Annotated in this window: 19 protein-coding genes; 11 read left to right on the forward strand and 8 right to left on the reverse strand. The window is 36.5% G+C overall.

Features of this window, described 5'->3' with window-relative positions; all coding sequences use genetic code 11:
• Positions 1-2: 2 nt before the first annotated feature.
• Together A2J09_RS18420 and A2J09_RS18425 are read right to left on the reverse strand one after the other, a co-directional pair.
• On the reverse strand, positions 3-866 hold the full coding sequence (locus A2J09_RS18420; protein ID WP_012296132.1) for a transporter substrate-binding domain-containing protein: 864 nt from the start codon (positions 864-866) through the stop codon (positions 3-5).
• Positions 867-897: 31 nt separating this feature from the next.
• Complete coding sequence (locus tag A2J09_RS18425) at positions 898-2,064, reverse strand: acyl-CoA dehydrogenase family protein (RefSeq protein ID WP_012296133.1); 1,167 nt, start codon at positions 2,062-2,064, stop codon at positions 898-900.
• A 269-nt stretch (positions 2,065-2,333) separates the two neighbouring features.
• Here A2J09_RS18425 and A2J09_RS18435 point away from each other — a divergent pair, with 269 nt between their 5' ends.
• The gene (locus A2J09_RS18435) at positions 2,334-3,080 is read left to right on the forward strand and encodes a YybI family spore inner coat protein (protein ID WP_012296134.1); all 747 of its coding nucleotides are present in this window, start codon (positions 2,334-2,336) and stop codon (positions 3,078-3,080) included.
• 96 nt (positions 3,081-3,176) lie between these two features.
• Here A2J09_RS18435 and A2J09_RS18440 read toward each other — a convergent pair whose 3' ends face one another.
• A complete protein-coding gene (locus tag A2J09_RS18440) occupies positions 3,177-3,551 on the reverse strand; it encodes a VOC family protein (RefSeq protein ID WP_012296135.1) in 375 nt (124 codons plus the stop codon).
• Positions 3,552-3,756: 205 nt separating this feature from the next.
• On the opposite strand from A2J09_RS18440, the gene A2J09_RS18445 reads away from it, so the two are divergent.
• Both A2J09_RS18445 and A2J09_RS18450 read left to right on the forward strand, forming a co-directional pair.
• Positions 3,757-5,706: a methyl-accepting chemotaxis protein gene (locus tag A2J09_RS18445; RefSeq protein ID WP_012296136.1), complete on the forward strand. Its 1,950-nt coding sequence runs from the start codon at positions 3,757-3,759 to the stop codon at positions 5,704-5,706.
• A 255-nt stretch (positions 5,707-5,961) separates the two neighbouring features.
• Positions 5,962-7,911 carry a methyl-accepting chemotaxis protein gene (locus tag A2J09_RS18450; protein WP_012296137.1) on the forward strand — a complete coding sequence of 650 codons (1,950 nt, stop codon included), beginning with the start codon at positions 5,962-5,964 and terminating at the stop codon, positions 7,909-7,911.
• 44 nt (positions 7,912-7,955) lie between these two features.
• On the opposite strand, the gene A2J09_RS18455 is transcribed toward A2J09_RS18450, so the two are convergent.
• Positions 7,956-8,375, reverse strand: a complete 420-nt coding sequence (locus A2J09_RS18455; RefSeq protein ID WP_036162458.1) for a VOC family protein — start codon at positions 8,373-8,375, stop codon at positions 7,956-7,958.
• Between the two features lie 236 nt (positions 8,376-8,611).
• Here A2J09_RS18455 and guaC point away from each other — a divergent pair, with 236 nt between their 5' ends.
• The gene (gene guaC, locus A2J09_RS18460) at positions 8,612-9,595 is read left to right on the forward strand and encodes a GMP reductase (protein ID WP_012296139.1); all 984 of its coding nucleotides are present in this window, start codon (positions 8,612-8,614) and stop codon (positions 9,593-9,595) included.
• A gap of 192 nt (positions 9,596-9,787) precedes the next feature.
• Positions 9,788-11,521: a methyl-accepting chemotaxis protein gene (locus A2J09_RS18465; protein ID WP_012296140.1), complete on the forward strand. Its 1,734-nt coding sequence runs from the start codon at positions 9,788-9,790 to the stop codon at positions 11,519-11,521.
• A 57-nt stretch (positions 11,522-11,578) separates the two neighbouring features.
• On the opposite strand, the gene A2J09_RS18470 is transcribed toward A2J09_RS18465, so the two are convergent.
• Positions 11,579-11,803: a hypothetical protein gene (locus tag A2J09_RS18470; protein WP_008177853.1), complete on the reverse strand. Its 225-nt coding sequence runs from the start codon at positions 11,801-11,803 to the stop codon at positions 11,579-11,581.
• Positions 11,804-12,021: 218 nt separating this feature from the next.
• Here A2J09_RS18470 and psiE point away from each other — a divergent pair, with 218 nt between their 5' ends.
• Positions 12,022-12,477 (forward strand): phosphate-starvation-inducible protein PsiE, encoded by a 456-nt coding sequence (gene psiE / locus A2J09_RS18475; RefSeq protein WP_036162460.1) that lies wholly within the window; start codon positions 12,022-12,024, stop codon positions 12,475-12,477.
• 15 nt (positions 12,478-12,492) lie between these two features.
• Here psiE and A2J09_RS18480 read toward each other — a convergent pair whose 3' ends face one another.
• On the reverse strand, positions 12,493-13,788 hold the full coding sequence (locus tag A2J09_RS18480; RefSeq protein ID WP_227256947.1) for a GNAT family N-acetyltransferase: 1,296 nt from the start codon (positions 13,786-13,788) through the stop codon (positions 12,493-12,495).
• A gap of 78 nt (positions 13,789-13,866) precedes the next feature.
• On the opposite strand from A2J09_RS18480, the gene A2J09_RS18485 reads away from it, so the two are divergent.
• A complete protein-coding gene (locus A2J09_RS18485) occupies positions 13,867-14,898 on the forward strand; it encodes an HAAS signaling domain-containing protein (RefSeq protein WP_012296143.1) in 1,032 nt (343 codons plus the stop codon).
• 136 nt (positions 14,899-15,034) lie between these two features.
• Positions 15,035-16,180, forward strand: a complete 1,146-nt coding sequence (locus A2J09_RS18490; protein ID WP_012296144.1) for a SpoIIE family protein phosphatase — start codon at positions 15,035-15,037, stop codon at positions 16,178-16,180.
• Between the two features lie 45 nt (positions 16,181-16,225).
• Here the strand turns inward: A2J09_RS18490 and A2J09_RS18495 are convergent, their stop codons facing one another.
• Both A2J09_RS18495 and A2J09_RS18500 read right to left on the reverse strand, forming a co-directional pair.
• Complete coding sequence (locus A2J09_RS18495) at positions 16,226-17,080, reverse strand: CheR family methyltransferase (RefSeq protein WP_012296145.1); 855 nt, start codon at positions 17,078-17,080, stop codon at positions 16,226-16,228.
• A gap of 2 nt (positions 17,081-17,082) precedes the next feature.
• Positions 17,083-19,833: an ATP-binding protein gene (locus A2J09_RS18500; protein WP_012296146.1), complete on the reverse strand. Its 2,751-nt coding sequence runs from the start codon at positions 19,831-19,833 to the stop codon at positions 17,083-17,085.
• Between the two features lie 170 nt (positions 19,834-20,003).
• Between A2J09_RS18500 and A2J09_RS18505 the strand changes: the two genes are divergently transcribed.
• From A2J09_RS18505 to A2J09_RS18515, 3 genes are all read left to right on the forward strand, one after another.
• The gene (locus tag A2J09_RS18505; RefSeq protein ID WP_031416771.1) at positions 20,004-21,194 is read left to right on the forward strand and encodes a M14 family metallopeptidase; all 1,191 of its coding nucleotides are present in this window, start codon (positions 20,004-20,006) and stop codon (positions 21,192-21,194) included.
• A 174-nt stretch (positions 21,195-21,368) separates the two neighbouring features.
• Positions 21,369-21,698 carry a PadR family transcriptional regulator gene (locus A2J09_RS18510; protein ID WP_012296148.1) on the forward strand — a complete coding sequence of 110 codons (330 nt, stop codon included), beginning with the start codon at positions 21,369-21,371 and terminating at the stop codon, positions 21,696-21,698.
• Positions 21,695-22,102, forward strand: a complete 408-nt coding sequence (locus A2J09_RS18515) for a permease prefix domain 1-containing protein (RefSeq protein WP_012296149.1) — start codon at positions 21,695-21,697, stop codon at positions 22,100-22,102. The genes A2J09_RS18510 and A2J09_RS18515 overlap by 4 nt, the downstream gene beginning before the upstream one ends.
• Position 22,103 lies beyond the last annotated feature (1 nt).

Consider the following 22,103-nt stretch of genomic DNA (forward strand, 5'->3'; position numbering starts at 1 on the left):
AATTAACGATTAACAGATTCCAACACTTCAAATAAATCACGGCCATAGAATTTCGTGCTCAATTCGTTTGTTTTCTTCTGTTCTTTAATTTGAGCGATGGCTTTATCGTAGGCATCAGCAAATTCTTGTTCTTTTTTATTGAAAAGAGGCCACGTTTTAATAACAGAAAACTCATTATAGACTACTTCATCTTTCAAGTTATTATATGGTCCATCTTCTGCAAGTACTTGCTGTTTAAAAGGCCCCTCAATCATCACGCCACCATCGACGCGCCCTTCATTTACCCACTGCACAACGTCAACCGTAAATGCGTCACCAGCTTGAAGTTTTACTTTATTGTCAGGGTTGGCAGTATTATACTCATCAATAATTGTGTATTGCGCGTTATTAGCTGCAATAGGTGCCAACGAATAGCCCTTTTTCGCAAAATCAGCTAACGTCTTTATCCCTTCATCTTCTTTACGTAATACTAGTCCTGCACTACTTAATCCCAAAAATTCCTTTGGGAAAATAAATTTCTCTGTGCGTTCCTGTGTAAAGAATGCGTTTTTCACCCCAACTTGATATTTTCCTTGCTCTACACCAATTAATAAATCATCACTTGTCGTTCCTACATATTCAAATTTATAGTCAGGTAATAATTCATCTACTAATTTCATTACCTCTACGTCATAACCTGTTGGATTTCCATTATCATCTATATAACTAATAGGCTTTGAGGCCTGATCGTAGGCAACTTTGACTGTACGAACTTTGCCACCATCATCTGCATTCTTATCAGCTGATTCTCCAGAATTACAGCCCGCTAAAAGTGCGATAGAAGCTAATCCAATCATGGCAAATTGTAATATCTTATTCTTCTTCATTTAACATTTCTCCTTATTATCCACATTATTATTAATGGTCATTTAATTTCTGCTGTTCAATAGCAGCCGTTGCTAATTTAATTATGGTCATATCATCCATTGGCGGATTATGAAGCCCTGCACGTACATTTCGATAATAGCGCTGTAGCGGGTTTGACAATTGTAAGCTTTTCGCCCCGACTACACGCATCGCCTTATCAACAATGTCAATTGCGATATTCGTTACGGTATGTTTAGCAACAGCCATTTCATTTGTTAAAATGACGCGTCTTGCTGGATCATCGTATGCCTCAGCTACCCCATATAAAACAAAGCGTGCTTGATGAAGCTTCAACTCTATGTCCCCTAAAAGCTGTTGTACATTCGGTAATGTACTAATTGGAGCATTCAAGCTATTAGGTTGATGATGATTGGCAAAATGTACAGCATAGTCACGGGCAGCTTGTGCAATGCCTAGGTATGTGGCTGGTATATGTAATATCCAGCCATTTATCTTACCGCCACTAGGATGACTTGGTAATTCGACTAAATGCTCTTTAGCCACAACGACATCTTTTAATACAAGATCATGGCTGCTAGTGCCTCGCATTGCAGACATTTCCCAATTCTCTTCAATCGTTAATCCTATTGAATCTTTATGGATGAGGAAGAAACCAATTTGTTGCTTTTCTTCAATCCAAGCAGAAGTGAGGAAATAATCTAACACTGGAGAAGCTGTTGTAAAAATTTTGCGTCCATTTATGCGCCATCCGTCTTTTATAGAAACAGCATTTGTTCCTGGTTTTCCCCCACGTGTTGGGCTCCCAGTTGCTGCTTCACTTACAGCCCTATTAATCATGGCGCCTTTCTTTATTTCCTCCGAGAATGCCGTTAATACATCCTTTTTCCATAATTTAGTATCATATATCTCGCCAACAACACCCAATGTCCATCCGAGGGAGAGCGAGGCATTCTCGTCATAGCTTGCTAATGTTTCTTGTACAAGTACCATGTCATAGACTGATAGGCCCTCTCCTCCATATTGTTTCGGTAAAGTAAGCTGCGGATAACCAATTTCCTTGAGTAGTCGATGCGCTTCGAACGGGAAACGAGATTGTTCATCTACCTCAGCTGCCTCAGCCTTAATAGGATTTGAGGTGGCTTCTAACTTATCTAACCAAAATCGTTGTTGCTCCGTTTTAACAAATAAATTCTTCAAAAAATCTCCTTCTTCCCAATATATATAAATCTTATATATTTACTAAGAATTAATAATAAAAAAAATCCCGCGCTACAAATTTGTAGTGAGATAGCATCTGGTACTGAATTTTCTGATACGTTGACATTTATATTACTTTTCACCTTTAAAAATGTCAATGGGTTAAATTTAAGTTTTTTTGTCTGTTTAATATGATTTAGACCTCTTCGAATTTTTATGCACCAAGCTTTTTTTACAACATATGCTAAGACTATGAAAGAGGTGTATATATGACTAATAACATAAATTCTTCGCAAGGGGCAGGCTACGCATCCCATTTAGCACCACAGGTTATTCAAACTAAATTTGGAGATATTAATGGGGATGGCTTCTTTGAAACGATTTTTTTAATGGGGACTCAAAAGACTGGTAGCCCTTTATGGGAAAACCTAACCTTAACCATTTTTTATGGGCAAACAGGGCGAATTGAACAAATCCCGCTAAAAGAAAATGTGGGTTATAACCCAACCATTTTTCTAGGAGATTTTACTGGTAATCATATAGAAGATATTTTGGTTATTTCTGATACAGGAGGTAGCGGAGGAATTATTAACGGGGAAATATTCTCCTCTACCAATAATCAAGTACACTCCATTTTTGACACAGAATCATTTAATAATAAGCTCCACTATACTGTCAATTATGCCAACAACTATAAGGCAATTGTTCAAAGTAAGACACCTGCAAAAAAATATATAATTGATCTACACTATAAAGGGCCTGAATATTTAGCAGAAATCTATCATCCGGATGGAACATTAAAGCAACCGATTGAGGGTTGGGTTGACCCCATTAGCGGATTATATCCTGTTGATTATGATCGGGATGGGACATATGAAATTTTAGCTTATCAAGAGATTGCAGGTAGGTACCATGCAGATGGCTTAGGGTATGTGGAAAATATTTTAAAATGGGATGGCCATGAATTTGTAGTAGATCGACAAACAGTTAGTATTTTCGGAGAAGATTTAGCATAGAGGACTAACTAACATTTATATAAGAAGAAACCAAACAAGAATCTGCTTATTTTTAATTAATTCACAACAAAAATAAGCAGATTTCCTCATTTATTATTATTTTTCAACTAATGCAAAGTAATTGTTTTCTGGATCCGCAAAATTAAAGACTCTACCCATCGGCATCATGACTAAATCGCCCACCTTAATGCCCTTTGCCTGAAAATCCTGGTACATCTCTTCAATTTGGTCAGCGTAAAACATAATAGAGGGTGTTCCCAAATTTAATTCTGGCTGCATTTTAGCAATGATTTCTTTATTGTGTAGCACAAAGGATGTTTGAGCTTCCCTCGCTGGTGCAATTTCAATCCAACGCATTCCAGCCTCCTCCTGCTCATTTATAATAATAAATCCTACTTTTTCTGTCCAAAATTTAACTGCAGCATCTTGGTCGTTAACATATAACATGACTTGTCCAATTTGATGAATCATGACTTTACTCCCTCCTCATTTATGCATTAGTATACAACAAAACAAGGCATTATATAGCTTCTAACGAATTTGTTTAGCGAAATTTCTAAAAATTGATAATAATATCTATTAGGGCTTACCTTTTACTTTATTTCTGTTAGAATGAGAATTATTTACCTTATAGGGAAAAGTATAGAATAAAAAATATTATGTGAGGATAATACAAGTGAAACAACTAAGTGTAAGAAAAAAGCTTATATTTTCGTTTTTAGCAATGCTTCTCATTCCAACACTCTTAATTGGAATAGTGTCGTACCAAAGCGCTGAAAAGCAAATTTCTGAAGAACAGCAGGCTAGTGCAGCTGAAAGCGTACGCATACTTAATACTAATATTACGAACACGATTGAACCAAAATTAAAAGATGTACAATATTTCTCAAAAAAGTTCAATGAATCTTATTTGCAGGAAAATAAAATTCCTGAGCTTAAATCACTGCTACAGGAATATGTTAATATGCATCCTGAAGTAGAGCTTATTTATTTGGGAACTGCAGATGGCAGACTACTGGATGAGCCTGCTCAAGTGTATGCTGAAGACTTTGACCCTCGTACAAGACCCTGGTATAAGCAGGCTTTAGAAAATAATGGCCAAGTCTCAATAACGGCACCTTATGTTACAAAATCTACAGATGACATTGTCATTACCATCACTCAAGCTTTACCGGATGGTTCAGGGGTAATAGGAATAGATTTAAATATTTCTACAATAAGTGACATTACCAATGAAATACGCATCGGCGAAACGGGCTACGCCTCTCTTTTAGATAACAATAAAATCTATATTGCTCAGCCTGAGAAGGAAAGTGGGACTGAGGCAACAGAAAACTATATCGCAAAAGTTTATGAGCAACCAAGCGGGACGATTATTGAAAGAGATCGTCATTTACAGTTTGTCACTAATGAACTTACAGGTTGGAAGGTTATTGGTACAATGTTTACCGCAGAAGCCGCAAAGGCGGCTGCCTCCACATTAAATATCAACTTAATGATCATTGTTGTCTCCATTTTAGTTGGTGTAATCTTCATGCTCTTGATGATTAAATCTGTTGTCAATCCAATAAATAAGCTGAAACATAGCGCGTTAAAAATTAGCGAAGGTGATTTAACTGAGTTTATAGACATTCATTCCAAGGATGAAATTGGACAACTTGGAGAAGCCTTTATCTCTATGAAGGTGAGCTTAAAAAAACTGATTCGCAACGTTGACCAAAGCTCGCAGCATGTCCAAACATCAGCTCAAGATTTATCTGCTAATGCTGAGCAAAATATTGCTGCCTCTGAGCAGGTTGCTGACGCTGTACAGCAGATGGCTATCAGTACAGAGAAGCAGACTACTGCTATTGACCAAAATGCTATGTCAGTGGAGGAAATTGCTAAAGGAGTTGTGGAAGTTGCAGATAGCTCTATGCAGGTATCTGATCTTTCTAGCCACGCTATCCAATTGGCAGAGGAAGGCGGTCAGGCGGTAGAACAAACTGTTAAGCAGATGAACTCGATTCATGAGTCTGTTACACAATCCGATACAATGATTAAAACTCTTTATGATCGCACAAAAGAAATTGGCTCCATTTTGGAAATGATTAGTGCGATTTCAGACCAAACAAATTTACTTGCCCTGAACGCCGCTATAGAGGCAGCAAGAGCAGGAGAACATGGAAAAGGTTTTGCCGTAGTGGCTGATGAAGTTCGAAAATTAGCAGAGCAATCACATCACTCAGCAGAACAAATTTCTGCACTCATTACAACTATTCAGCAAGATACAGCTAAATCTGTACAAACAATGGTAAAAGCTTCTGCAGATGTCCAAGATGGCTTACAACTAACGGAGGAAACGAATAAAAAGTTTGCGAGTATTATTGCAAGTCTTCGAAACATTGCACCCAAGATGGAGGATATCTCAGCCTCCTCTCAAGAAATGTCAGCAGTCGTGGAAGAAGTTTCTGCAACAGCCATTGAACTATCAGACCATGCTAAATTAAATGCAGCTTCTACAGAGGAAGTTGCGGCTTCAACTGAACAAACCCTATCCTCCATGCAGGACATAGCTTCCGCTGCTAAAACGTTACTTGATATGGCGGATGAACTACAGGGTCATGTAAATCGTTTTCACTATTAAGGTGCTTCATTTTAAAATCTGAGTTCAGAACTTCATGGAACTCAGATTTTTCTTTTGTAAAGAACTACAAAATAGGACATTTTTCTTTAAATATCACCAAAACATAACTTTATTTTCCAGATTTTTCAGAAAATTATGTTGATTATTCTCCCTTTTCCTCTTAGAATCATATTACAACAGGAAAGACTAATTAATGATTATTAGACTTCGTCCATTATCTACAAACTTATCATGATATTTAAGGGGGAATAACCTATGAAACAACTTAGTTTAAGAAAGAAACTCATCTTTGCCTTTTTAGTCATCCTTCTCATTCCTGCACTTTTAATCGGCTATACCTCCTTTAAAAGTACTAAAAGTCAAATTTTAAAGGAGCAAGAAGCAAGTGCTACGGAAAGTGTCAGAATGCTTAATACCAATATTACAAATTTGATTGCACCTAAAATACACGATATTGAATATTTTGCAAAAAAGTTAAATCTATCTTATTTACAGCCAGAGAATCGTGATGAATTGAATAATCTTTTTCAAGAATACATCCATACACATCCAGAGGTAGAATTGCTTTATATAGGTACTGCAGATGGAAGTATGTTTGATGCACCTGTCCATGAGTATGCTAGTGATTATGATCCGCGTGTTCGACCTTGGTATACGAAGGCTATGGAAAACAAGGGACATGCATCGATCACTTCTCCTTATCTATCAAAATCTACAAATAACATTGTAGTGACGGTTATGCAAGCTCTTCCCGATGATTCAGGTGTCATTGCCTTAGATTTAAATATCTCTGTTTTAAGTGCACTAACAGATGAAACACGTATTGGGGAAACTGGCTTTGCGGCCATACTGGATAGTAGTCAACTATATGTAGCACAAAGGGATAAGGAAAGCGGAACCGAAGCTACAGAAAAATATATATCAAAGGTTTATGAACAACAGGAAGGAATCATTATTGAAAAAAACCGTCATTTACGCTTTGAGACAAATGAACTGACAGGATGGAAGGTTATCGGAACAATGTTTACCGTAGAGGCTACAGATGCTGCCTCTGCAACATTTACTATCACCTTACTAATCATTGCAGCTTCCATTATTGTTGGCATTATCTTTATGCTTGCTATGATTAAATCCATTGTTAACCCTATTAAACGATTACAGCAGAGCGCATTAAAAATTAGTGAGGGAGATTTGACGGAATATATTGATATTCATACGAAAGATGAAATTGGACAGCTTGGTGAGGCATTTGTCTCCATGAAAGTAAACTTAAAAAAGCTAATTCGCAATGTTGATCAAAGCTCTCAGCATGTTCAAACTGCTGCACAAGGTCTTTCAGCAAATGCTGAGCAGAATATCGCTACCTCTGAACAAGTGACAGAGGCTATGCAGCAAGTAGCTATGAGTACGGAAAAACAAACAACGGGCATCGATCAAAATGCAATCTCCATTGAGGAAATTGCGAAAGGGGTTGTAGAGGTAGCAGATAGTGCACTACAAGTATCTGATTTATCCAGCCAGGCTATCCATTTAGCAGTGGAGGGTGGGCAATCTGTCGAGCAAGCGGTGAATCAAATGGTATCCATCCATGAATCTGTAGCACAGTCTGATAGCACGATTAAATCACTATTCGATCGTACAAAAGAAATAGGCTCCATCATCGAAATTATTAGTAACATTTCAGATCAGACAAATCTTCTTGCTTTGAATGCAGCTATTGAAGCAGCACGAGCTGGCGAAAATGGCAAAGGCTTTGCAGTTGTGGCAGATGAAGTACGTAAATTGGCAGAACAATCTCATCAATCAGCGGAGCAAATTGCCTCACTAATTACAGGCATTCAACAAGATACAGCTAAATCTGTTCAAACAATGATGCAGGCTTCTGCAGATGTCCAACAAGGCTTGCAGCTGTCTGAGGACACAAAAAAGAAGTTTATAAGTATTATTGAGAGTTTACGTAACATCGCTCCTAAAATGGAGGATATATCGGCTTCTGCTCAGGAAATGTCTGCTGTCGTAGAAGAAGTTTCGGCAACAGCCATTGAACTGTCAGATCATGCTAAACTCAATGCAGCAGCATCTGAAGAAGTAGCTGCTTCAACCGAACAAACATTATCATCCATGCAGGAAATCGCATCATCATCAAAAGCATTACTCGATATGGCGGATGAATTACAGGGCTATGTCAATCGTTTCCATTACTAAATATAAAGCACGGTGATCTATCACCGTGCTTTTAATTGTATTAATTATTCAATTACCTCATGGCTAAACTGCCACTCTACACCAAATTTATCTGTAAGGGAGCCGTACCATTTACTCCAAAAAGTTTCTTGAAGCTCCATAACAACTTTCCCACCATCTTTAAGCTTATCAAATGCTTTTCGCATCTGCTCTTCATCATCAGAAACAACAGCTAATGTAACATTGTTTCCAACCGTAAATGGTGAGCCTGGAAATGTATCTGAGAACATAATTCTACTACCGAATACGGAAAGTCGTGTATGCATAACAAGATCTTTTGCTTCCTCTGGTAATGGATAATCAGGGTTCTGTGGTGAATCCCCAAATGTCATAATTTCAGCCTTGTCCGTACTAAAAGCATCTTCGTAAAACGCTACTGCTTCTCGACAATTTCCGTTAAAAATTAAATATACCTCTACCGCCATTTCCAACACTCCCTTAACATTTTTTGAAACAATTATATTGTACATGGATTATAAATCATAACACAAACTAAATGATAAAGATTTCATCTATCACATAAGAATTGTAGCCTTGTTTTCCATTTTTTCATTTATTTTAGCAAAAGCTTTGACTTTTTCTTAAAAATCATGTAAATTACCAAATGGCGAACAATTTAAAATAAATCTTTAAAAATATTCGTATTTTAGGAGTGTATATAATGGATAACGTATTTGACTATGAAGATATTCAACTAATTCCCGCAAAATGTATCGTAGAAAGCCGTTCAGAATGTGATACTTCCGTTACTTTAGGAGGGCATACTTTTAAACTTCCTGTAGTACCTGCTAATATGCAAACAATTATTGATGAAACTCTTGCTAAGAAACTTGCTGAAAACGGTTACTTTTATATCATGCACCGCTTCCAACCAGAAGCACGCGTAAATTTCATCCAAGATATGCATGGCAGTGGTTTAATTGCTTCAATTAGCGTTGGTGTAAAAGAAGAAGAATACGCGTTTATTGAAGAATTAGCAGCGACAAATTTAGTACCTGAATTCATTACAATTGATATTGCACATGGCCATTCTAATGCTGTTATTCGTATGATTCAGCATATTAAAAAACACTTACCAAATAGCTTTGTTATTGCTGGTAATGTAGGAACACCAGAGGCTGTTCGTGAGCTTGAAAACGCTGGGGCTGATGCGACAAAGGTTGGAATTGGTCCAGGTAAAGTATGTATTACTAAAATTAAAACAGGATTTGGTACAGGTGGCTGGCAGTTAGCTGCACTTCGCTGGTGTGCAAAAGCTGCTACAAAGCCAATCATTGCTGATGGTGGTATTCGTACACACGGCGATATCGCTAAGTCTGTACGTTTTGGCGCTTCAATGGTGATGATCGGTTCTTTATTCGCGGGTCATGAAGAGTCACCTGGTCAAACAATCGAAGTCGAGGGTAAAAAGGTAAAAGAATACTTCGGCTCTGCTTCGGAATTCCAAAAAGGCGAACGTAAAAACGTCGAAGGAAAGAAAATGTTTGTTGAGCATAAAGGAAGTATAAAAGATACATTAATTGAAATGCAACAAGACTTACAATCATCTATTTCTTATGCTGGTGGCACAAAGCTGGATGCTATTCGAAATGTTGATTATGTTATCGTGAAAAACTCTATCTTCAATGGAGATAAAGTGTACTAATAAGTTACAACTCCCACTTCTGAACATTCTGGAGTGGGAGTTTTCTATTTTTCCATCACCCAATTCCTCTACAGACACCCAGCCTGCAATATAAAATACCTCCTTTATTATCAGAATTTTCTATTTTATTAGAAAATTTTGTATTATACTATCATTATACTGCATTACTTTGAGGGAACGGAGGTCTTTTCTATGATTAAATCAGTACGTAATAAGTTAGTCGCTCTAGCCATTATTGTTATTCTCATATCTACAGCGCTCGTTGGAACAGTTAATTATTTTGTAGCAAAAAGCGAGATGGATCAGGTAGGTAGACAAAGTCTTAAGAATGGTACACTTGGCATACTTGAATTAATTGCACAATTGGATGAACAAGTTCGAAATGGGAAATTAACGATAGAAGAAGCACAAGAAAGTGCTAGAACACAGATTGTTGGTAATAAAATTGAAGATCATAAGCGATCTATCGATAACCCTGTAAAATACGGTGATAATTTTTATTTCTATGCCTTTAAGGACAATGGGTTGGTTGAAACTCATCCCTCTCTCGAAGGTCAAGATATCTCCGACTTACAAACAAGTGATGGTCGTTATTTTGTGAGGGAAATGATTGAAACTGCACAAGCAGGTGGCGGATATGTGCGGTATGACTGGGCACTACCCTCCAATCCTGATATAGTTGCTCCTAAAATTACTTATGTGGAAATGGACAAGCATTGGGGGTGGATTATCGCGGCTGGTACATATGAAATGGATTTTAATGCTGGTACTAAAAATGTTTTATATTACACACTTGGTACAACCATCCTAGCTACTATCATCGGTGTCATGCTTTTTTGGTTCTTCACTGGACAGATGACTGCCTACATACGAAAAATTATGGTGATTACATCAGATATTGCTAAAGGTAAGCTAACAGGGGAGGACATCCCCGTTACGACAAAGGATGAGCTTGGCACACTAGCGAATAATGTCAATAATATGAAAAGAAGCTTACATGAGATGGTCAACAATACAAAGAATAGTGCATCCCAAATGAGAGTTTCTTCAGAAATGCTAAGTGCGATTACGGAGGAAACTACCGCCTCTGCTGATGAAATCCACCAAGCTATCAATGACATTTCTAAAGGAGCTGTTGTGCAGGCAGAGGAGGCTGAATTGTCCATTAGTAAAGTGGAAACATTATCAACACTGATTTCTAATGCTACAAGTCAATACAGTGAAATTACCGAAAATATGAATACTATTAATCAATCACAAGAAAATGGTAGACAAAAAGTTGAATTATTACTGCAAAATTCTCATGAATTCACGCAAGTAATCGAAGAGTTAAGAACTAATTTTTCAAGTTTAACAAGCCAGATGAAAGAAATTCATCAAGTAGTACAAACGATTACTTCCATTTCAGAGCAAACTAATTTATTAGCGCTAAATGCAAGTATTGAAGCAGCTCGTGCAGGTGATCAAGGTAAAGGGTTTGCTGTAGTTGCCGAAGAAGTACGAAATTTATCAGAGGATACAAATGAAGCGACTAATCGTGTCAGAAATCTATTACAGCGCATCGAGATCGATACGGTCAATTCAGATACAAAAATGATAAACACCCTTCAGCTTTCACAAAGTCAGGCACAGTCGATTACAGAAGTAAAAGGAGCTTTTACTTTCTTAGCCGACTCCATTCAGGACATAACAGAGCACCTTGTTTCTCTTAATGAGGGTATGAACGAAATGGCACAAAACCGGGTAGTCGTTATTCATGCTATCAACGAAATAGCAAGCGTAGCCACAGAATCTGCTGCAGCAACCGAACAAATTAATGCATCCATTGATGAGCAAAAGTCAGCCGTTACGTCTATCATGCACTCCTCACAGGAGCTCCATACAGAGGCAGAGCGCATGTATGAATTAGTAGAACGCTTTACGTGACATGTAACAGCCTATAAAAAAGAATGCTACGAATAGGTCATAGCATTCTTCTTTTCCTTATAGTTTGTTAATAACTGCGTGGATTGTTTCCTTTAGTTCTGCATCATAGCTAGAAAGATCAACAAGGTTTCCTACACGCTCACGTAATACTGGGCGCTCAATTACTAGCTTCTCATCAAGAACTTGTACAAGTAGTTCGATAATAAGACGATCACGAACAACTAACGCTTCTTCTAAACGCTCTGGTGTAATTTTAGCATCCGTTTTTGCAGATTTTGCCATCTTTAAAACCCCTTTTTAATTTTATATTCATGCACATCTATTTTAGCATACCACTAAATTATTTTGAAAACTTTCTTTCGCAAAAATATACCAAAACTTTACAAATACTAAAAGAAAGATTTACGACATATTGTTATATTCATATCATAACACTTTCGTATTTTGCCATATGATAAATGTGTTTATGCTTACCATTCAAAACTGATTGGAGGAGTTATATGAATCAAAAAAATTCACCCTACATACAGCTCATTAAAGCTGTACCTAAGTCATTGCAACTCTTTTTAAATGTTTGCCTTGTACTATTAGCACTCATTCTAGCGTTTTTACTCTTTAAGGAGCTAATAGAATTTCTTAAAATATTACTCTTCACTAAGGAAGGTGGCGATTATAAGCTATTCCTTGCTAACATCCTTATATTCTTTCTGTACTTTGAGTTCATCACGATGATTATTAAATATTTTAAAGAAGATTATCATTTTCCGCTACGATACTTTATATATATAGGTATCACAGCAATGATTCGATTAATTATCGTTGAACACGATCATCCACTGAATACATTAATTTATTCAGTCATTATTCTCATACTCATCATTAGTTACTTTATTATTAATATCACACCGCTTGAAAGACCGACACGATCATCTCTTTTTATGAATAAAGAGCATTAACCTAGCACCAACATTCTAAAATGCCGTCATACATTTTGGTTTTTCAAACACAAAGAAAAATTTCTGTAATGCCTGTAAATATTGCTCATGACTGATCTTTATTCGTTGAAGCATATACAGTTCTTGGACCGTTATGACTCCCATTACCAGTGAGGAAAGCTCAGCCACATCTACAATTATTTCTACATCATAGGGACCACTTTCATTCATGTTAATTGTACCTTCAACAGCCTGGATAATGAGTTGCTGATTATTTTCAGCAAGTAATGAGTCCGTAACTGTTAATTTAAATGTCAGTGTTACACCATTAAAATGGTGTGTCGTTAATTCTTCAAAAAAACCTTTCACATTAATAATGCGGTACATCAGTCCAACTCCTGACACAGCATTTTCATGGTAAACACTTGGAATTAAATGATTTGAACCATTTCTGACATCACCTAAAAAGAAATGTACATTGTCTTCTTGTGTATTCCACTCAATGCGGTTTACTTGATCTGCCTGACTGTTTAAAAACGTACTAAGCTCTAACAAAGCCTGTGGTGTCTCATATACCCATTCCTTAATAACTAAATTATTCAACATAAAATTACTCTCACTTTGCTTTTTAAATGAAAAAACGATATAGCCTTGCACGCTATCGTCCTTTTCCATCGCAATCACATAGTTTTCGTCGTTTTTAAAAATAGAAGAAAGCTCTGACTTTGTTTTGAGAAGCATCCCATGCTGTTGAGACGCTACCCTGTTATAACAATCTGTTAGCTGTTGCTGATTTTCCACTGACAAATATTTAAGGTGCTCCTTCGTTTGACCTTTAGGAAAGCTTAAGGGCTCTACTAAATATTGGTACATTTTCGGTCCATAGCCAAACCCCATTTTCTTATAAAAATCTGGCCTAAACGGATATAAAGCGACAAAGTGAATACCCTTTGCTAAAAAAAAGTTAAAGAATTGATGGATTAGCTCCTTCGCAACTTTTTCCTTTTTATGTAACAAGTCAACTGCCACAAGCCCTACTCCACCAATTGGTATCATTTTAGAGAAAAGGTTCATTTGAAAATCATGCAATCGCATGCCGCCAATTAGGTTGCCTTCTTCCCAAAGCCCAAAATAATTTAGGGATTCATCATGATTCTGATTTTCCATAAAAAGATTTTTCAACTGCTCTTTTGTTGTCTGAGCTCCGTTCACTATTCCAGGGTAGGCTCCTACAACGATACTCGCAAAAGTTAAAAAGTCTTGCTCTTTTACTAACCTCTCTACCACTCTCATTAATTCCCCTCCATTTTCAAAGTATGACATGTCGTTCATATTCATTTTCCACCCATAATAACATATATTACCACTGCACATGTGAACAATGTAAATGATTAAAGGAGGAATAAGGAAATGACTTTAATTGATGCGTATATTGAAGAAGTATCTAAAAGACTACATAAAAATAGACGTGAAAACATAAAGCTTGAGCTTAAAGCTACTATTGAAGATATGTTGCCAGAACCCTATTCAGAAGCAGATATCATGAAAGTGCTAAAAGAGCTTGGAAGCCCTGCAAAAGTTGCAGCTAGCTACCAGGATACGCCTCGTTTTTTAATTGGTCCAAACGTGTTTGATCCATACACTAGAACCATTAAACTCGTTTTCCCTTGGGCTATTTTTATAACGGTCATTGTTCAAGTGATTGAGAGAATTTTTCTCTATTCTGGAGAAGAGGCCATGCTCTCCACTATCATTTCAACATTTGCTATGACGATTGTTACCATTATTTCTGTATCATTTCATGTATTGTTCTGGATCACCGTTTTTTTCATCGTCCTAGAACGCTCTGATCCGAGCAAAATTCAATTGTTGCCTTTCTTGAATGACACCAAGGAATGGACACCCGAAAGTTTAAAAATTAAAACCGTTCCTAAGGAAAAAATCATCACTTTAAGTGATACAATTTTTAGCTTTGTAGGGGCTATTATTTTTACCTTTGTTTATTGGAACGCCAATCGTCTTTTAGGTATTTATACAACAAATGGAAATGGTAGTTTAAAATTTGTTATGCCTATTTTGAATCAAAATCTTTTACAATCCTATGCCCTCATCGTCATGCTCTGTATAATTCTTAGTCTTGCCTTAACCTTTTTAAAATGGCGTACTGGGCAATGGACCATGACGATTGCTATCATCAATGCATTACTTCAAAGTGTGGGAACTATTGTATTTATTCTCATTGCTGTTCATCAGGATTTTATCCATAGTGCCTCCATTCCGTACATTGCAGCAATCGTAGAAACTAACAAAGAAAATGTCTCATCTGTCATAGATAAGATCCTGCTTGCCAGTATGATTATTGCTGTTTTAGCCAATGCATTTGATATATATCAAGGATTTAGAAAAGCTAAAATACCAATCTCTAAAAGTGATAAATTGTAAATATATGATTGAAAGCTAATCTCAAATCGCTAAAATACCTTTCTCCTCTAATGTTTTGTATAATAATAAAGTTGGAAATAATTTATATACACGAATAATAATCTGCACAATTCAATTAGAGTAAGGGGAAATAACTATGACCATTCTTCTAGTAGATGACAATCAAGTCAATTTATTTGTCATTGAAAAAATACTGAAAAATGCAGGTTATGAACACTGTGTTTCTCTTTCATCTGCTAATGAGCTATTTGATTATTTACAATTAAATGAACCAAATCCAACCGGAAGCTCAGTTGATTTAATTTTATTGGACATTATGATGCCTGAAGTAGATGGTATAGAGGCCTGCAAACGTATTAAGCAAATTGAAAGATTAAGAGATATTCAAATTATCTTTGTTACAGCCCTTGAGGATAAAAACAAACTCGCAGAAGCATTAGATATCGGGGGCGTAGATTATATTACAAAACCGATTAATAAAACGGAATTGCTTGCTAGAATCCGAGTTGCCCTACGTTTAAAAGCTGAATTAGATTGGCACACACAACATGAGAAGAAAATCCAATATGAATTGGATTTAGCCACTCATGTACAAAGAAGCCTGCTTAGTCCACCTTTAAATGAAAAAGATATTCGTCTAGAAGTCTCTTACTTACCATCCTCTAACTTGGCTGGTGATATGTATTATTGGCATAAAATAGACGATCATCGTTATGCTATTATTTTATTGGACATGATGGGCCATGGTATATCTGCAGCGCTAGTTTGTATGTTTATCTCCTCGGTTTTGAGGGAGGCCGTTAAACAATTAAACGACCCTGAACTTGTTATTAAAGAACTGAATCGTTATATGGCCCTCTTACAGGATGGCAAGGATGAAAATCTTTATTATTTCACAGCGATTTATTTAGTAATTGATACGAAACAAAAAACAGTCGAATATATAAACGCTGGTCATCCTGCAGGATACGCCTTAGTTGATGAAAAAACATGTATCCCATTAAATCAAGGTAGTTGCGCAGTCGGCTTTTTCGATGAAATTAAAGTTAAAAAACAATATATTCAATATGAAAAAGATCTACAAATTGTTATGTTTACAGATGGAGTATTAGAGGCAATGGGACCTTGTGAAATAGAATCAGAAAAGCATTTGCAAACGCTAACATCTTCTAAATGGAAGTATACCCAACCTCTGATCGACAACCTATTGCCTAAAGACAAACAAGACAATCAACCTGATGATATGTGTGTATTAATGATTCAAGCAAGTGCTACAGTATAAATAAAAGAAAAGAGGCTACCGAGTGATGGCGGTAGCCTCTTTCTTTTAATCTATTTTCTGGTAAATTCTTTCGTTACCAATAAATTCCCTATAATTCGAAATAACCTCTTCAAAGCGCAATGTTTCCTTATCGCCTAAACATAAAAACCCTTTGTCACTTAGGCTTTCATAAAACAAACGATGGACCTGACTTTGCAGCTGCGGCGAAAAATAAATAAGGACATTTCTACATAAGATAACATGGAATTCGTTAAATGATTGATCTGTCACTAGGTTATGCTGAGCAAAAATAATATTTTTCAATAATGTTGAATGGAAATAAGCATATTGATAATCCGTCTTATAGTATTCCGAAAAAGCATGGGCTCCCCCTGCAAGCATATAATTCTTCGTATATGCCTGCATTTTATGAATAGGAAAAATCCCCTTTTTAGCCTTTTCTAATACCTGCTCATTCATATCTGTTGCATAAATGACAGCCTTGTCTATGAGCCCTTCCTCCTGAAGCAAAATGGCCATAGAGTATACTTCCTCACCAGTTGCACAGCCAGCATGCCAAATACGGATTTCCTGGTATTCACGTAAGGTTGGAATCACTTTTTCACGGAATGCCTTAAAAAAGCTTGGGTTGCGGAACATTTCTGTGACATTGATTGAAAAATCGTTTAATAGCTGCTCTAAAAACGCCTGATCATGAATGACCTTTTCCTGAACGCGAGAAATAGTTGGAATGCTATTTATTCTCATCCTATTAAAAATTCGACGTGAAATGGAAGAACGGTTATATTGCCGAAAATCATAGCCTGATAATCGATAAATAGCCTCTAATAACAAATCAATTTCTAAATTTGTTTGTTTATTCAATTGTATATTTTGCTCCAAAGGCTCAAAATGTTCCATCTTTATATACTCCCTTTAGAAACTAACCATACTCTTAAAACGGATATTAATTGATCTAAATTTAATGGTTTACTAATATAATCAGATGCACCAGCTTGCAATGATTTATCCCGGTCATTCTTCATAGCCTTCGCCGTCAGGGCGATAATCGGTAATTCAGTCCGCTTCATTTGTTGACGAATAATAGTCATTGCTTCATAACCATCCATATTCGGCATCATAATATCCATAAGCACTAAATCAATCTCATGATGAGCTTGCAAAACCTCTAAACATTCAAGTCCATCTTTAGCCACTAAAATGTTCATGCCTCTTGTTTCAAGTGCTGTTTTTAAGGCATAAATATTACGGTTATCATCGTCGACGATTAATATATTTTTCCCTTGAAAAACCTCTACCTCATCATGCTTTAAAACTTCCCTATTATCCTGCGATGGCTCTTCTCTCGGTACATCTTCCTCAATTGTCACAGCTACCTCATTCAAAGCAGCAAGCTTATCGCAATGATCCTCTTCGACTCCATTTGGTAAGCTTGGAATCGTTAACGTAAAGCTACTACCTTGTCCCTCTTCACTTTGCAATGTAATCCAACCACCAAGTAGTTTCGCAAACTCCTTACAAATTGAAAGACCAAGTCCTGTTCCACCATATTTTCGAACGGTAGCACCGTCTGCTTGCTGGAATGACTCAAAGATCAATTGATGCTTGTCTTTTGGAATTCCTATACCGGTATCTGAAACAGTAATTTCTAGCCAATCATCGCTAATATCTTGCATATTACTTGTAAGCTGGCTCTGTGCAAGCTGATTAATCGCTAAAGTTACAGATCCATGCTCCGTAAACTTAAAGGCATTTGATAATAAGTTCTTTATGATTTGCTGAAATCTCTTTTCATCTGTATAGAATACGTCGACAACATGATCTGCCTTTGAAATATGGAAATCTATATTTTTCTTCATCGCGACAGGTGCAAAAGTATGCTCAATTTGAACAGGTACTTCACTCATATTCACTTCATTAAAGATGATATCTAGCTTCCCTGCCTCCACTTTAGATAAATCTAAAATATCATTAATCAATGCAAGTAAATCCTCACCTGAGGAATGGATAACCTTCGCAAATTCCGTTTCCTCATCTGTTAAGTGGTCTTGGCTATTCTCTGCTAACATCTCTGACAAAATTAAAATGCTATTTAAAGGCGTTCTAAGCTCATGTGACATATTTGCTAAAAACTCAGATTTGTAATTAGAATTAAGTATAAGCTGTTCTGCACTTTCTTCTAATTCTTGCTTAGCCTTTTCTAGCTCACGTGATTTGGACTCTGCCTCTTTCGTTCGCTCTTCAAGCTGCTCGTTAATCATCGTCAGCTCTTCTGTCTGCATTTGTAATTCTTCAGATTGTGTTTGAAGTTCCTCTGATTGAACTTGTAACTCCTCCGTCATTGCTCTTGACTCATTTAATAATCGAACGATCTCCATACGCCCCAATACACCATTTACAGTTAAGCCAAAGGTTTCAGTAACCTGCTTCACTAACTCCTGTTGCAATGCATTAAATTTAGTCATTGTAGCTAACTCGACAACCGCTATAACTTCATTTTCGAAAATAACAGGAATCAATAAAATATGCTTGGGTCTTATTTCACCTAGCCCTGTTCTAATTAAACGATAGTCTTGCGGAATATTATCATAGAATAAAACTCTTTTTTCTAATGCACATTGACCGATTAAACCTTGTCCTACTTTAAAGCTCTCCATACCGACACGATCATCTCCGTCAGCAAAAGCCGCCTTTTTTATAAATAGTACTTGTTCCTCTGCCTCTTCCCGAACATAGAATGCTCCAAGAGACGCCTGTGTTTTCTGTGCCATTTCTGACAGGAAGGTTTCAGCCAATTTCGTAATAGCTGAAATACCTTGATATTTTGTTACAATATCAGCAATATTGGTTTGTAACCACTCTCTCTTCTCTACCGATTCCAATAATATATTGGTTGCATCAGCAAGCTCATTAATTTCATCATTTGTATTCACATGTATTCTTCTCTTGAAATCACCCTTCGTGGCAGCCATTTCCTGAATCGTTTGTGTTACTTCTGTTATAGTTTTGACAATGGAACGGGAAATGCCACTTGCTATAACAATAGCAATTACAGAAACCAAAATTAAAATCCCAAATAGACCACTTGTTAATTGACTATTTTGTTTGTCTAACTGAGCGGCCTTTGCTTGTGTATAAGTATTTTCAGTTGCACGGAATGCATCGAATAATTTGCGCATTTTTTCCATGTCTTGGCGTCCATTATCAACTTTGAAAAATTCCGTTAACGCTTTTGTATTACCGTCCTTTTTATATTGAATAGTTGGCCCACCCGTTGTTTCAACCCAATGATCGATCGTTTCCTCTATCTCTTTCAATTTTTCCTGCTGGGTTGGTTTATCTTTCATTTGCTGATAAAGATCATTAAAATCTATTTTCCAGTTTTCCGCTCCATTATCATAGGGCTCCAGATAACTAGGTTCACCCGTAATAATAAAAGCTCGCTGACTTGATTCCATATCCAATATATATTTTTCAATATCATTGGTTAATGTTTTCACATTAGAGTCGTACTTAATAATAAAATTTCTTTCCTTTTGCAAAGAAGTAATTTGATTATTTAGGATGATCACTGATGCAAGTAAGCAAAGAATGATGATAATATAACCCAATGTAATCTTGGAGCGTATACCCAATTTTAATTTATTTAACATTTGGTTTTCCTACCTTTACCTTTCCTAAACTCTATTTTTGTTATAAATGTGACTAGAATACCATCTTAAATATTCATTTAAAGAAATTTTACGGCTTTAGCATTAATAAGTATTAATTTCTCACATATACATTTTATATTGAACTATTTCTAACTAAGGAGAGAATGCATGTGGATATATTCGTAAGGCCAGGAGATTCACTTTGGCATTTCAGTGAAGTATTTAAAATACCTCTTCCACTCATTTTAGATTCCAATACCAATATAAATCCTCAATTTTTAAGAGTTGGGCAACGCATTCGTATTCCTGGATTTGTGACCATTAACTATCAGGTGAAACAAGGGGATTCCCTTTGGCAAATTGCACAGCGGTATAATCTACCACTTATTGCTATATTACTTGTAAACCCGGGTCTTCATCCAAATCAATTACAGATTGGCCAGATGATTCATATACCACAACGCTTAACATGGCGCTTAATTGACGGTAAACAAAATTATACGTACAACATCATGATGAATGATATTCAAAGGCTAGTTGACGCCTATCCATTTCTTCGCAGTACTACCATTGGTAGCTCCGTTTTAAGTAAAGAAATACCAGAGCTATTAATTGGCAATGGAACTAAACGTGTTCATTATAACGGCTCCTTCCATGCAAATGAATGGATTACTACTCCTATTATTCTAACATTTTTAAATGACTATTTGCTCGCTCTCACTAACCAAAATAATATGAGTGGACTTTCTTTATTTCCTCTTTATCAGCAAACGACCCTATCCGTAGTACCAATGGTAAATCCCGATGGGGTCAATTTAGTCATACAAGGTCCCCCAAATGATGAATCATTAAAAAATCAGCTCATTTCATGGAATAATGGTAGCTCTGATTTTTCTGGCTGGAAGGCAAACATCCATGGCGTTGATTTAAATGATCAGTTTCCTGCCAAATGGGAATTAGAAAGCGCCCGTAACCCGAAAACTCCTGGTCCTAGAGATTATGGCGGGGAAAGGCCTTTGTCTGAGCCTGAAGCCATAGCTATGGCTGATTTGACCAAGCAGCGTGATTTTGCAAGAGTACTAGCCTTTCATACACAAGGTCGCGTTATCTATTGGGGCTTTGAAAATCTTGAACCACCTGAATCAGAGGTGCTTGTTAATGAGTTTAGTCGAGTGAGTGGCTATGAACCGATTCAATCTGCTGGGAGCTATGCTGGCTATAAAGATTGGTTTATCCAAGATTGGCGTAGGCCAGGCTTTACCGTTGAATTAGGAAGTGGCACAAACCCTCTCCCGATAAGTCAATTTGATGATATTTATGAGGAAGCTAGGGGAATTTTTCTTGCAGGGTTATATATGTAGAGAGGTATGATCGTTAACTCCATTTGCTATGAAATTGTCCTTTTGGGCACTTTCTAGTGAATGGAGTTCTTTTATCGTGCTCTAAAAAAAAGAAAATAAATTACTTTGACAGGCAGAGTAATGTTTGCTAATATTACTCTGACAGATAGAGCAATAAAATGAAGTAGGTGACTTATGGTTCGCAGTGATATTATCCGAGGACACTTGGATTCGATTATTTTACGGCTCATTTCAGAAAAAGACCGCTATGGCTATGAAATTTCTCAGGAAATAAGTCTCCGTACAAATAATCGATTTCAGATTAAAGAAGCAACTTTGTATGCTGTTTTTCAACGTCTTGAGAAAAAAGAAATTATTGAAGCCTATTATGGAGATGTTTCACATGGTGGCAAAAGAAAGTATTACCGTATTACCTCATTGGGTAAGGCCTATTTAAATGAGTTAGCGAAAGAATGGTCGGAAGTAAAAGAAATTATTGATTTATTTATGGAGGGCGTCGAATGAAGAGAATAAAAAACCATATTGATGAGCTGTTTAAGGGTATTCCTCGCAACAACGAAACGGAAATGGTTAAACAAGAAATTATTGAAAATCTTGAAGAGAAAGTCTTTTATTTGATGGATCAGGGAAAAGAACAAGAGGATGCCATCAATAAAGCAATTGTAGAGTTTGGAGACATAGAAGATTTAAAAAAGGAACTAGGCGTTAAGGTACCTGCTAAGAAAAACATGGCTAAATTAAATTTAGAGTTCTCTCTTTGGGGTAGTGGCTTAATTATTGCATTTTTTATTTTTATTAATCTTTATTACACACCACAAACAATTTGGGCAATCTATCCAATATTCGCTATCCTTTGGTGGCCATTGTCCATGTACTTTGTATGGTCACGTAAGAGATGGGGTGAATAAA

Source organism: Lysinibacillus sphaericus (assembly GCF_001629735.1).
In the GTDB taxonomy this organism is placed as follows: Bacteria; Bacillota; Bacilli; order Bacillales_A; family Planococcaceae; genus Lysinibacillus; species Lysinibacillus pinottii.